We start from the raw sequence: 12,049 nt of genomic DNA, 5'->3' as shown, positions 1-12,049 counted from the left end.
TCCCTGGAAGATCAGTCGTGCTGCACCCGCGCGCGCTTGAGCAGCTTCTTGCAGCGCTCCGACAGGTGCAGCACCCGCAGGTGCTTGCCGGCCTTGCTGTAGCGTTCACGCAGGGTCATCAACGCGGCAATCGCTGAATAGTCGACAAAACTCAGGTGACGGCAATCGAGCGTGACCTGGGCCGGGTCGTTGGCCGGGTCGAACTGGTTCAAGAACGGCGTGGTCGAGGCAAAGAACAAGGTGCCGTGCAGGCGATAGAGCTTGCTGCCATCGGCTTCCAGATGTTCATCGGCGTACAGCTCCCGCGCCTGCTGCCAGGCAAAATTGAGCGCGGCAATCACAATCCCGCACAGCACCGCCGTGGCCAGGTCGGTGAATACCGTGATCACCGTCACCGCCATGATCACCAGCACATCATTGAGCGGCACCTTGTTGATCACCCGCAGCGACGCCCAGGCAAAGGTCTGCTGGGATACCACAAACATCACCCCCACCAGCGCCGCCAGGGGAATGCGCTCGATCAGCGGCGACAGGAACAAAATAAACAGCAGGATCATGACCCCGGCCAACACCCCGGAAAAACGCCCGCGCCCGCCCGAACTGAGGTTGATCACCGTCTGCCCGATCATCGCGCAGCCGCCCATGCCGCCAAACACCCCGCTGACCATATTCGCCGCGCCCAGGGCCACGCTTTCACGGTCGGGGTAGCCGCGGGTCTCGGTGATTTCATCGGTGAGGTTCAAGGTCAGCAGGGTTTCCAGCAGCCCGACCATGGCCATCAGGAAAGCGTAAGGCGCGATGATACCCAGGGTTTGCAGGGTCCAGGGGATTTGCGGCAAGGCAAACGTCGGCAGGCCGCCGGCGATGTGGGCCATGTCGCCCAGCGTGCGCGTAGGCAAACCCAGCAGGTACACCGCCAGCCCCACGCCAAGAATCGCCACCAGCGCCGGCGGCACCGCGCGGGTCAGGCGCGGCAGCAGGTAGACAATGGCCATGGTCGCCGCCACCAAGGCGCCCATCACATACAACGGTGGGCCGCTGAGCCAGGCTTCACCGTTCTTGAAATGCTCCAGTTGCGCCAGGGCAATGATGATCGCCAGGCCGTTGACGAAACCGAGCATCACCGGGTGCGGCACCATGCGCACCAGCTTGCCCAGGCGCAGCAGGCCGAAGGCAATCATGATCAGGCCACCGAGCAATACCGTCGCCAGCAGGTACTCCACCCCGTGCTGCACCACCAGCGCGACGATCACCACCGCCATCGACCCGGCCGCCCCCGAGACCATCCCCGGCCGACCGCCGAACAAGGCGGTCAAGGTGCAGATGATAAAGGCGCCGTAGAGGCCCATCAGTGGGGTGAGGTGAGCCACCAGGGCAAAGGCGATGCATTCGGGCAACAAGGCAAAAGACGTGGTGAGTCCGGCCAGGGCGTCGGCGCGCAGACGAGAGAGCTTCATGGGTTTACCGGGGGCGTGGCGGGAAATGAGGGGGCGATGGTACGGAAAACCACCACACCGGACCAGTAGGCGCCGGTCAACAGGCGTAGCGCGCCAGCTTCTCCTGGATAAAGTCCAAAAAGCACTGGATACGCAGGGCCAGTTGCGAGTTGCGGTAGTACACCGCGTGGATCGGCTGGCGATAACCGCTGTTGAACGGGGCCAGGATCGACTGCAAGCGGCCGGCGTTGATGTCGTCGCTGGTCATGAAGTGCGACAGGCAGGCGATCCCCTGCCCCTCCAACGCCAGCTGGCGCAGGGTTTCCCCGCTGGACGCGGCAATGCCCGGCTCGATCTGCCAGCGGTCGCCCTGCACATGGCGCAGCGGCCAGTGGTTGAGGGTTTCGGTCTGGGTAAAGCCGAGCAAAGTGTGGTTGGCCAGCTCCGCCACTGTGCCTGGCGTGCCGTGTTGCTCAAGGTACGCCGGGCTGGCGAGGATATGCAGCGGGCTGCTGCCCAGAGAGCGGGCGTGCAGGGTCGAATCCGCCAGGGCGCCGATGCGGATGGCAATGTCGGTGCTCTGCTCCAGCAGGTCGATAATCAGGTCGTTGCTGTTGAGCTCCAGCTGGATATCCGGGTACAGGCGGCGGAACTCGGCGACGTACGGCACGATGGCATGCAGCATGAACGGCGATGCCGCATTGATCCGCAAGCGCCCGGACGGGGTTTTCTGCCGCGACGACAGGCGCTCTTCCAGCTCGTCCATCTGCTCCAGGATGCGCTTGGCCTGCTCGAAGAAGTACTTGCCCTCTTCGGTCAGGTCCATGCGCCGCGTGGTGCGGTTGATCAGGGTGGTGTCGAGCTTGGCTTCGAGCCGCGACAAGGTGCGGCTGATCGCCGAAGGCGTCTGCCCGACTTGCTCGGCGGCGGCGGAAATCGAACCGCACTCAATGACGCAGACGAAGATCTGTAGCTCATCGGATCGGGCTTTCAACGTGCATCCTCGTGAATACGGCTGCGTGGATACTAGCCGTATTACAGCGCCAGGTTAAACACCTGGGCCAGATGCTGTTCATAGCGCAACACATCGGCCTCGATGGCGGGGCGCTTCATCACGTCCACACAGAGGAACGTCGGCAGGCCGCTCATACCCAGGAACTGGTTGGCCTTATGGAACGGGAAGTACACCGCGTCCACGCCCTTGGCCTCGAAGAAGTCGCTCGGGTCATCGAATGCCGCCTGCGGCGCGTTCCAGGTCAGCGACAACATGTACTGCTTGCCCTGGATCAGGCCGCCGCTGCCGTATTTTTGCGAGGCATCGGAACGGGTGCGGCCATCGCTGGCGTACAGGCTGCCGTGGCCTTCGGTGAATACCTCGTCGATGTACTTCTTGACGATCCACGGGGCGCCCATCCACCAGCCGGGCATCTGGTAGATGATCACATCGGCCCAGAGGAACTTGGCGACCTCTTCGGCCACGTCGTAGCCGGCGTCGATATGGGTGACTTTCACGTCGAGACCACCCCGGTCCAACACGGCCAGGGCCGCATCATGCAGGGTGTTGTTGTAGCGGCCATCGGAGTGGGCGAATTGCTTGCCGCCGTTGAGCAACAGAACTTTTTTCATAAGGGTTTACCTGAAGGTTGAAAATGCATGAGCCCAGGCTACGGGCAACCCCTCGGGTGAGTAAGCCTCGGATCGGCAAAACACTTTTGACCTTCAAGCACGAGTAATCATTTGATTGTTGCGCTAGCCGCCTATCAACAGGTGCCCGCCCAGGGCCGCCATGCCCATAAAGAACACGCGCTTGAATACCGTGGCACTGATGCGCTGGCGCAGCTGTTGCCCCAGCCACATGCCCAGCAGCGCCGGCACCAACGCCAGCAACGAGGCATTCAGCTCGCCAGCGCCGAGGTTGCCGCGCCAGAACAACCCGGCAGCCAGGGCCAGGGTGGACACGCTGAAGGACAGGCCCAGCGCCTGCACCAGTTGGTCACGGTGCAAGCCCAGTGCTTGCAGGTAAGGCACGGCCGGGATCACAAAGACGCCGGTGGCCGAGGTGATGATCCCCGTCAGCAGCCCGCACAGTGGGCCCAGCCAGCGCTCGGTGCGGGCGGGCACACGGAGCGTCGGCAGCAACAGCCCGCACAGCGCATACACCAACAGCGCCCCGCCCAAGGCCCGCACCACCCAGGGGCCGCCGTCCATGCCCAGCCACAGCGAACCGAGCCCGGTGCCCAGAAAAATCAGCAGCAACATGGGCCACAGGCGCCGGCTCAATGCGCCCAAGTGCCCACCGAAGGTCAGTTGCCAGAGGTTAGTGATGGTCGAAGGGATGATCAGCAGGGCCGCAGCCTGCGCCGGCAGCATAGCCAGGCCGAGCAGGCCCATGGCAACGGTGGGCAGGCCCAGGCCGATCACGCCCTTGACGGTGCCGGCCAGCAGGAAGGTGCCGATCACCAGCAGGGTCAGGGCTGGGCCGAGGTGTTGGTAGAACGCGAGGAAGGTAGTCATGGGGGGAGTTTGCGGGTTTGGCGTGGGGTTGGAAATTCGCCATATACTGAGGCTGCCTCTTGTTTTGTGTGAGGCTCAGACCGCTATCGCAGGCAAGCCAGCTCCCACATTCTGAATGTGTTCACCCTTCCAAATGTGGGAGCTGGCTTGCCTGCGATAAGGCCCGTCCAGGCACCCGAGAACCCCAGCCATGCACTTTGACCTGATCGACCTGCGCCTCTACCTGCATATCCTCGACGCCGGCAACATCACCGCCGGCGCCGCCCGCAGCCACTTGTCCCTGGCCGCCGCCAGTGCGCGCATCCGCGCCATGGAGGCCTCATTGGGCGTCGAATTCCTGCAGCGCGGCCGCCGTGGCGTGACCCCGACCGCCGCCGGTAACGCCCTGGCCCGGCACGCGCGCCTGCTGTTGCAACAAGCCGAACGCCTGCAACAAGAGCTGGCGGAATACGCCAACGGCGTCAAAGGCCAGGTGCGCCTGCTGTGCAACACCACCGCCCTTAGCGAATACCTGCCGGAGTTGCTGGCGGATTTTCTCTGCGCCCACCCCAACCTCGATATCGACCTGCAAGAGCTGCCCAGCCTACGCATCACCCATGCCCTGCGCCAGGGCGCGGCGGACCTGGGGATTATTTCCGATGCGGTGGACACCCATGGCTTGCAGACCCGCCCCTTTCGCGACGACCCGTTGATGCTGATCCTGCCGACAGGGCATCCGCTGACGGCCGGCGCAGTGAGTTTTATCGACAGCCTGCCTTACGACTATGTAGGCCTGGCCGCCGACAGCGCGTTGGCGGTGTACCTGGAGGAGCAGGCGCTGCACGCGGGCTTTCGCTTGCAGACCCGGGTGCGGGCCGATGGCTTTGATGGGGTGATGCGCATGGTCGCCCGTGGCGCCGGGCTGGGGATTGTGCCGCTGGCGGCGTTGCAGCGCTGGCCCCACGCGCAGCCCTTCCAGGCCCAGCCCCTGACGGAGGACTGGGCCTGTCGCAAACTGCTGGTGTGCGCGCGTTCGTTCGAGCAGTTGCCGGGTTATGCCAGGGCCTTGCTCGATGCCTTGTCCGTGCCTTTGCGGAAAAACACGTAATACACCGCCGAGAGAATCAGCAGGAACGGCACGCCAAACACCAGGGTCATCTTGAACGCCTCGGTGAAGAACGTGGTGATCATCACCGCGCCCATCAGCACCAGCCCCAGCAGCGTGCTGTAGGGAAACAGCCGCAGTTGGAACGATAACTTCGGCCCGCCATGGCGCTTGCGGTAGCGGCGGAAGAACAGATGCGTGAGGAAGATCATGAACCAGGTGAAGATCGCGCCAAACATCGAGATGGCCATCATCAAGGTGAAGGAGCTTTCCGGGTACACCACGTTGAGCAGGGTCGCCAGGGCGATGCCCGAGCTGGACAGCAACAGGGCATTGAGCGGGATCCCGCTCTTGCTCAGGGCGCCCATGGATTTTGGCGCAAAGCCGGCGCGGGACAGGCTGAACATCATGCGCGTGGTGATGTACAGCTGGCTGTTCATGGCCGACAGTGCGGCAATCAGGATCACGAAGTTCATCACCCCGGTGGCGCCGGGAATGCCGATGGTCTGCATCACCGTGACAAACGGGCTCTGGCTCTGCCCGGCCTGGTTCCACGGCACGATGGCCAGCATCAGCGCCAGGGTCAGCAGGTAGAACACCACCAGCCGCACAATCGTCGCGCGGAAAGCTTTTTTCACCGCCTGCTCCGGGTCGGCCGCTTCACCCGCCGCCACCGCGATCATCTCCACGCTCAGGTAGCTGAAGATCGACACGATCACCGCGATCCACATGCCACTCAGGCCATTGGGGAAAAACCCGCCATGGGCCGTGTAGTTCTGCACCCCGTAATCCGGGTTGCCGGAGCCGAACACCACATACACCGCGAGGATGATAAAGCCGACGATGGCGCTGATCTTGATCGTGGAGAACCAGTACTCGAAGTTGCCGAAGGTCTTGACGCTGATGGCGTTAAGCACGATCAGCACACTGGAGAACGAGACGATCCACACCCATTCCGGCACGTTGGCGAACCAGTACTTCATGTACATCGCCACCGCCGTGACCTCGGCGCCCACCGCCAGCACAATCGCCGCCCAGTACGCATAACGCACCAAAAACCCGGCCAGGGGGCTGATATAGAACTCGGCGTAGGCGCCAAAAGAGCCGGAGGTGGAATGGGCCACCGTCATTTCCGCCAGGCAGCCCATCAACAACAAGGTGATCAACGCGCCAATGGCGTAGCTGACCAGCACGCTGGGCCCGGCATAGCCGATGGCATAGGCGCTGCCCATAAACAACCCGGTGCCGATGGCGCCACCGATGGCGATCATGCTCATTTGCCCGGAAGTGAGCTGGCGCCGCAGGCCCAGTTCGCGGTTGGTGATTGCTGCAAAGCCGTTGTCTGGCGTGGTCACGTGGCGTGCCCCTTTATTATTGTGATGGTTACTGCTGGCCAAGCACCTGTGGGAGCTGGCTTGCCTGCGATGCAGGCACCTCGGTCTGTCAGTGAGACCGAGGCGATTTGATCGCAGGCAAGCCAGCTCCTACATGGGTTTTGTGGTTTTTCAGGTGACGCTGTGGCGCACTTTGAATTGCGGCTGGTCCCAGGTTTTCTCATCGAGGATTTCGCCAAGGATTTCTACCGCATCCCACACCTCGGTAAAGCTGGTGTACAGCGGGGTAAAACCAAAGCGCATGATCTTCGGCTCACGGTAATCACCAATCACGCCACGGGCAATCAGGGCCTGGACGATGGCGTAGCCTTGCGGGTGTTCAAAGCTCACATGACTGCCGCGCTTGGCATGGTCGAGCGGAGTGATCAGTGTCAGGTCATGGGCGGCGCAGCGGCTTTGCACCCGTTCGATAAACAGGTCGGTGAGCGCCAGGGATTTGCGGCGCAGGCTGGCCATGTCGGTCTGGGCGAAGATATCCAGGCCGCACTCGACCATCGCCAGCGAGGTGATCGGCTGGGTGCCGCACAGGTAGCGGGTGATGCCCTTGCCCGCCACGTAGTTGGACTCCATGGCGAACTGGCGGCTATGGCCGAACCAGCCCGACAAGGGCTGCGCCACCAACTCCACCAGCGCCGGGTTGACCCAGACAAACGCCTGGGAACCCGGGCCGCCGTTGAGGTATTTGTAGGTGCAGCCAATAGCGTAGTCGGCGCCGGCCTGGTGCAGGTCAATCGGCACTGCGCCCGCCGAGTGCGCCAGGTCCCAGATCGCCAGTGCGCCGCACTCATGGCTCAGGGCGGTCAGCGCCTGCATGTCGTGCATGTAGCCGGTCTTGTAGTTGACGTGGGTGATCATCACCACGGCAGTGTCCTGGTCGATGGCCGCCGGCAGTTCGTCCGGGCTGTTCACCAGGCGCAGGCTGTAGCCCTGTTGCAGCAGCGCGGCCAGGCCTTCGGCGATGTACAGGTCGGTGGGAAAGTTGCTCGCCTCGCTGACAATCACCTTACGCTGCGGCTGGCGTTGGCGCTGCACGCTCAAGGCGGCGCTGAGCACCTTGAACAGGTTGATCGAGGTGGTATCGGTAATCACCACTTCAGCCTCGCCCGCGCCGATCAGCGGCGCCAGGCGGTTGCCCAGGCGCTGGGACAGGTCGGCCCAGCCGGCGCTGTTCCAGCTGCGGATCAAACCATTGCCCCACTCCTCGGCAATCACCGCTTGCGCCCGCGCAAGCGCCGCCACCGGACGTGCGCCGAGGGAGTTGCCGTCGAGGTAGATCACCCCTTCCGGCAGGGCGAACTGATAGCGCAGGGGCGCCAGCGGGTCCTGGGCATCGAGGGTCTGGCAGTGATTGCGGCTGATCATGGAAAGTCCTGTTTTTATAGGTGACGATGGACCAAATAATGAACGAAGATTTGCAGAATTTTCGTGCAAAGTGCGCGGCAACTGGCTTAATAAGCTGTAGGAAATTCTAATTTAACCTCCAAATACGCGGATTAATTCTAAGCATGATTCTCGACGCCACCGACCTGCGCCTCCTGTATTTCTTGCAACAGGATGGCCGTATCAGCAACCAGGAACTGGCGGAAAAAGTCGCCCTGTCGCCGTCCGCCTGCCTGCGTCGCTTGCGCCTGCTGGAGAGTGAGGGGGTGATCAGCGGTTATCGCGCGGTGCTCAATGCCGAGCAGTTGGGGATCGAGCTGGAAGCCATCGTCCACCTGTCGTTGCGCCAGGATATGGAGGACTGGCACGAGACCTTTATCAAGAAGGTCCAGGGCTGGCCGGAAGTGGCCAGTGCCTATGTGATCACCGGCGCCAGCAACTACGTGCTGCGGGTACAGGCGCGCAACCTCAAGCACTTTTCCGACTTTATCGTGAACCACCTCAACCGCACGGCGGGGGTGATGGATATCCGTTCGGAGATTGTGTTGCAGAAGATCAAGGATCGGGATGAGGTGCTGGACCTGGTCGTGCGCAAATAGCCAAAACACCGCCGATCACCTGTGGGAGCTGGCTTTTGTGGGAGCCGGGCTTGCCCGCGATACAGACACCTCGGTTTATCTGCAATACCGAGGAGATACTATCGCAGGCAAGCCAGCTCCCACAAAAGCCAGCTGCCACAGGTTTGACTGCGTTTAGTCTTCGAGGGCGCGTACGCGTTGCATGCGTGTTTGCTCTACGGGCGCGGCCGCCGGCTGCAACTCGAAGTCGAAATCGATCTGCGCAAACTTGCCCTCTACGCCAAACTCCCGCGCCAGTTGCGGGTCTTCGCTAAAGCGAATCTCGGCAATCAGCTCATCCCGCGTCGCGTAGGCAAAGTCATCATGCAGATACGGATCATCCGACAGGTTGATCTGCGTGGTCAGGTGCCGATGCCCCGGTGCCGAGATAAAGAAGTGGATATGCGCCGGCCGCTGGCCGTGGCGCCCCAGTTGATCGAGCAACTGCTGGGTCGGCCCGGTCGGTGGGCAGCCGTAGCCAGACGGCACGATGCTACGGAAACGATAATTGCCCTGGGCATCGGTCTCGATCCGGCGGCGCAGGTTGAACTCCGATTGCGATGGGTCGAACCAGGAGTAAGTCCCGCCGGTGTTGGCCTGCCACACATCCACAATCGCCCCGGCCAACGGCTTGCCGTCGACGTCGCGCACTTGCCCGCGCATAAACAGCGGCACAGCCGTATCCAAGCCATCGTCCAGGCGCGCTTCGTATTTGGACAGCGGCGCACCCGCCACGTACAGCGGCCCTTCGATGGTGCGCGGGGTGCCGCCGGACTTGCCGGCTTGCTCGTCGGCGGCGTCCATCAACAGGTCCAGGTAATGCTCCAGGCCCAGGCCTGCGGCAAGCAGCCCGGCTTCCTGGTTCTTGCCCAGTTCATTGAGGTAGTTGACCGCCTTCCAGAACTCTTCCGGGGTCACTTCCAGGTCTTCGATGATATTCACCGTATCGCGCAGGATCCGGTAGATCAGCGCCTTGGCCCGTGGGTTGCCGGCGTCATTGAGGTTGCCACTGGCTTCTTCGAGAAAGCGCTGGGCATGGGCAGTCTGGGACAGTCGAATGGACATGGTGCAATCCTCATCTTGTAATTATTAAGTGGCTAGACAGACTCAGCGATCATCCTCATGGATCGACGACGGATGCCGGCACAGGGCATTCACTTCGATGGCCATGTAGGGATAGAGCGGCAGTTGCATCAACAGGTCATGCAGTTCCTGCACGCTGTCGACATCGAACACGCTGTAGTTGGCGTACAGCCCGGCGATGCGCCACAGGTGGCGCCATTTGCCCTGCGCCTGCAGGCGTTGGGCCAGGGCTTTTTCGTCGGCCTTGAGGGCCGCCGCGCGCTCGGGGTTCATGTCCACGGGCAGGTTGACGGTCATTTTTACGTGAAACAACATCGCAGGCGTCCTCTTAATGTTTGTCACGACGGAAGAACGCCAGGCGTTCCTCATCGATGGCCAGGCCCAGGCCCGGGGCGGTCGAGACATGCAGGTGGAAATCGCGATACACCAGCGGCTCGGTAAGAATATCTTCGGTGAGCAGCAGCGGCCCGAACAGCTCGGTGTCCCACGCCAGTTTGTTCAGGGTGAGAAATGTATGGGCCGACGCCAGGGTGCCGATCCCGCCTTCGAGCATGGTGCCGCCATACAGGCCGATCCCCGCCGCTTCGGCAATCGCCGCCGTGCGCAACACCGCGCGCGGGCCGCCGTTTTTCGCGATCTTCAGGGCAAATACCGAGGCCGCGCCTTCGCGGGCCAGGTTAAAGGCATCTTCGACACATTCGATGGACTCGTCGGCCATGATCGGCGCCGGGCTCGACAGGTTGAGGCGGGCCATGCCGCCACGGTTATTGCGCGAGATCGGCTGTTCGATCAGGTCGATCCCGTTATCGCCCAGCACCTTGCAGGCGCGCAGGGCCACGGCTTCGTCCCAGGCCTGGTTGACGTCTACCCGCACGCTGGCGCGCTCGCCCAGGGCTTGTTTGATCGCGATCACATGGGCCAGGTCCTGGCTGACTTCACCGGCGCCGATCTTCAGTTTGAAGATGCGGTGGCGGCGTAGGTCGAGCATCTTCTCGGCCTCTTCGATGTCTTTTGCGGTGTTGCCGCTGGCCAGGGTCCACGCCACCGGCAAGGCATCGCGCACGCGGCCGCCGAGCAGTTCGCTGACCGGTAAAGCCAGGCGCTTGCCAAGGGCATCGAGCAAGGCGCTTTCAATACCAGACTTGGCAAAGGTATTGCCACGGATGCTGCGCTCCAGGCGCAACATCGCCGCGTTGATATTGCTGGCATCCTGACCGATCAGCAGCGGCGCAAAATGTTGGTCGATATTGATCTTGATACTGTCGGGGCTTTCATTGCCGTAGCTCAGGCCACCGATGGTGGTGGACTCGCCAATGCCTTCGGTGCCGTCGGCGCAACGCACGCGGATGATCACCAGGGTCTGGTTTTGCATGGTGTGCATCGCCAGCTTGTGCGGGCGGATGGTGGGGAGATCGACGATGATGGTCTCGATCGACTCGATGGCGCAAATCGGCATGGCAATACCCGTTGGGTTCTTTATAGGTCTTGCTTGATTCTGTCGCCCATTGTTGTTGGCTTCCAATATAGAATTGGTCTCGAACAATACCCTCAAGGTATGAGAGGAACCCGTATGGAACTGCGCCACTTGCGTTACTTCCAGGTGCTGGGGGAAACCCTGAACTTCACCCGCGCCGCCGAACGCCTGCATATCGCCCAGCCGCCGTTGAGCCGGCAGATCCAGCAATTGGAAGACGAGTTGGGCGTGGTCCTGCTGGAGCGTGGCCGGCCGTTGCGGCTGACCGAAGCCGGGCGCTACTTCTATGAACACGCCAATGTGCTGCTGGAGCAATTGACCAAGACCTGCGACAACACCCGGCGCATCGGCCTGGGGCAGAAGACCTGGCTGGGTATCGGCTTTGCCCCCTCGACCCTGTATGGCGTGCTGCCAGAGCTGATCCGCCGCCTGCGCAGCCATGACGCGCTGGAGCTGGAATTGGGCCTGGCGGAGATGACCACCCTGCAACAGGTCGAGGCGCTCAAGGCCGGGCGCATCGATGTGGGGTTCGGGCGGATTCGCATTGATGACCCGGCCATTGTCCAGCGCGTGCTGGTGGAGGATCGGCTGGTGGCGGTGTTGCCGGCCGGGCACCCGCTGCTGGGCGCACCGGTGACCCTCGCGCAACTGGCCGCCGAGCCACTGGTGCTGTACCCCGGCAACCCGCGCCCCAGCTATGCCGACCATGTGATCGCACTGTTCGACACCCACGGCCTGGCGATCAAGGTGGCGCAATGGACCAATGAGTTGCAGACCGCCATCGGCCTGGTCGGGGCTGGCATGGGGGTGACGCTGGTGCCGGCCTCGGTGCAGATGCTGCACCGGGCGGATATCGGCTATACGCCGATTGTCGAGGCCACCGCGACGTCGCCGATCATTCTCAGCCGGCGGGTTAATGATCAATCGCCGGGGCTGGGTCATTGCTTGCAACTGGTGGAAGAGCTGATCTGAAACAGCCCAGCCACCACTAATACCCTGTGGGAGCTGGCTTGCCTGCGATAGCGGTGGATCAGTCACCAGATTCTTTGACTGCCCCACCGCTATCG

12 protein-coding genes are annotated in these 12,049 nt (G+C 62.4%); 3 read left to right on the top strand and 9 right to left on the bottom strand.

The window, feature by feature from the left end; genetic code table 11:
- Positions 1 to 11: 11 nt before the first annotated feature.
- The 4 genes from AC07W7_RS14475 to AC07W7_RS14460 form a co-directional block, all read right to left on the bottom strand.
- A complete protein-coding gene (locus AC07W7_RS14475) occupies positions 12 to 1,457 on the bottom strand; it encodes a SulP family inorganic anion transporter (protein ID WP_495039553.1) in 1,446 nt (481 codons plus the stop codon).
- Between the two features lie 76 nt (positions 1,458 to 1,533).
- Positions 1,534 to 2,430, bottom strand: coding sequence for a LysR family transcriptional regulator (locus tag AC07W7_RS14470; RefSeq protein ID WP_076962692.1), 897 nt, complete (start codon positions 2,428 to 2,430; stop codon positions 1,534 to 1,536).
- Between the two features lie 41 nt (positions 2,431 to 2,471).
- Entirely contained in the window at positions 2,472 to 3,062 is a 591-nt protein-coding gene (gene mdaB / locus AC07W7_RS14465) for an NADPH:quinone oxidoreductase MdaB (protein WP_099169827.1), read from the bottom strand.
- Positions 3,063 to 3,185: 123 nt separating this feature from the next.
- Positions 3,186 to 3,950 (bottom strand): sulfite exporter TauE/SafE family protein, encoded by a 765-nt coding sequence (locus tag AC07W7_RS14460; RefSeq protein ID WP_495039552.1) that lies wholly within the window; start codon positions 3,948 to 3,950, stop codon positions 3,186 to 3,188.
- Positions 3,951 to 4,140: 190 nt separating this feature from the next.
- Here AC07W7_RS14460 and AC07W7_RS14455 point away from each other — a divergent pair, with 190 nt between their 5' ends.
- Positions 4,141 to 5,037 carry a LysR substrate-binding domain-containing protein gene (locus tag AC07W7_RS14455; protein ID WP_495039551.1) on the top strand — a complete coding sequence of 299 codons (897 nt, stop codon included), beginning with the start codon at positions 4,141 to 4,143 and terminating at the stop codon, positions 5,035 to 5,037.
- Here AC07W7_RS14455 and AC07W7_RS14450 read toward each other — a convergent pair.
- Positions 4,983 to 6,389: an amino acid permease gene (locus AC07W7_RS14450; RefSeq protein WP_169866437.1), complete on the bottom strand. Its 1,407-nt coding sequence runs from the start codon at positions 6,387 to 6,389 to the stop codon at positions 4,983 to 4,985. The genes AC07W7_RS14455 and AC07W7_RS14450 overlap by 55 nt on opposite strands.
- Positions 6,390 to 6,539: 150 nt before the next feature.
- Positions 6,540 to 7,790 carry a kynureninase gene (gene kynU / locus AC07W7_RS14445; RefSeq protein ID WP_495039550.1) on the bottom strand — a complete coding sequence of 417 codons (1,251 nt, stop codon included), beginning with the start codon at positions 7,788 to 7,790 and terminating at the stop codon, positions 6,540 to 6,542.
- Positions 7,791 to 7,933: 143 nt separating this feature from the next.
- On the opposite strand from kynU, the gene AC07W7_RS14440 reads away from it, so the two are divergent.
- A complete protein-coding gene (locus AC07W7_RS14440; RefSeq protein ID WP_076962686.1) occupies positions 7,934 to 8,407 on the top strand; it encodes an Lrp/AsnC family transcriptional regulator in 474 nt (157 codons plus the stop codon).
- Positions 8,408 to 8,560: 153 nt separating this feature from the next.
- On the opposite strand, the gene catA is transcribed toward AC07W7_RS14440, so the two are convergent.
- From catA to AC07W7_RS14425, 3 genes are read right to left on the bottom strand one after another with little or no spacing between them, the layout of a single operon-like run.
- Positions 8,561 to 9,490: a catechol 1,2-dioxygenase gene (gene catA, locus AC07W7_RS14435; RefSeq protein WP_169866435.1), complete on the bottom strand. Its 930-nt coding sequence runs from the start codon at positions 9,488 to 9,490 to the stop codon at positions 8,561 to 8,563.
- A 42-nt stretch (positions 9,491 to 9,532) separates the two neighbouring features.
- Positions 9,533 to 9,823, bottom strand: a complete 291-nt coding sequence (catC, locus tag AC07W7_RS14430) for a muconolactone Delta-isomerase (protein ID WP_029299901.1) — start codon at positions 9,821 to 9,823, stop codon at positions 9,533 to 9,535.
- Between the two features lie 13 nt (positions 9,824 to 9,836).
- Positions 9,837 to 10,964, bottom strand: a complete 1,128-nt coding sequence (locus tag AC07W7_RS14425) for a muconate cycloisomerase family protein (protein ID WP_495039549.1) — start codon at positions 10,962 to 10,964, stop codon at positions 9,837 to 9,839.
- A gap of 114 nt (positions 10,965 to 11,078) precedes the next feature.
- Here AC07W7_RS14425 and AC07W7_RS14420 point away from each other — a divergent pair, with 114 nt between their 5' ends.
- Positions 11,079 to 11,954, top strand: coding sequence for a LysR family transcriptional regulator (locus AC07W7_RS14420; RefSeq protein WP_076962682.1), 876 nt, complete (start codon positions 11,079 to 11,081; stop codon positions 11,952 to 11,954).
- Positions 11,955 to 12,049: the final 95 nt, after the last annotated feature.

This window comes from Pseudomonas sp. GW821-FHT01D09 (assembly GCF_059422465.1).
This window is presented reverse-complemented; position numbering and strand designations above follow the sequence as displayed.

Coding starts and splice junctions, on each gene's coding strand:
- AC07W7_RS14475 (WP_495039553.1), bottom strand. CDS start 1,457: ATGAAGCTCTCTCGTCTGCGCGCCGACGCCCTGGCCGGACTCACCACG.
- mdaB (WP_099169827.1), bottom strand. CDS start 3,062: ATGAAAAAAGTTCTGTTGCTCAACGGCGGCAAGCAATTCGCCCACTCC.
- AC07W7_RS14460 (WP_495039552.1), bottom strand. CDS start 3,950: ATGACTACCTTCCTCGCGTTCTACCAACACCTCGGCCCAGCCCTGACC.
- AC07W7_RS14455 (WP_495039551.1), top strand. CDS start 4,141: ATGCACTTTGACCTGATCGACCTGCGCCTCTACCTGCATATCCTCGAC.
- kynU (WP_495039550.1), bottom strand. CDS start 7,790: ATGATCAGCCGCAATCACTGCCAGACCCTCGATGCCCAGGACCCGCTG.
- AC07W7_RS14440 (WP_076962686.1), top strand. CDS start 7,934: ATGATTCTCGACGCCACCGACCTGCGCCTCCTGTATTTCTTGCAACAG.
- catA (WP_169866435.1), bottom strand. CDS start 9,490: ATGTCCATTCGACTGTCCCAGACTGCCCATGCCCAGCGCTTTCTCGAA.
- catC (WP_029299901.1), bottom strand. CDS start 9,823: ATGTTGTTTCACGTAAAAATGACCGTCAACCTGCCCGTGGACATGAAC.
- AC07W7_RS14425 (WP_495039549.1), bottom strand. CDS start 10,964: ATGCCGATTTGCGCCATCGAGTCGATCGAGACCATCATCGTCGATCTC.
- AC07W7_RS14420 (WP_076962682.1), top strand. CDS start 11,079: ATGGAACTGCGCCACTTGCGTTACTTCCAGGTGCTGGGGGAAACCCTG.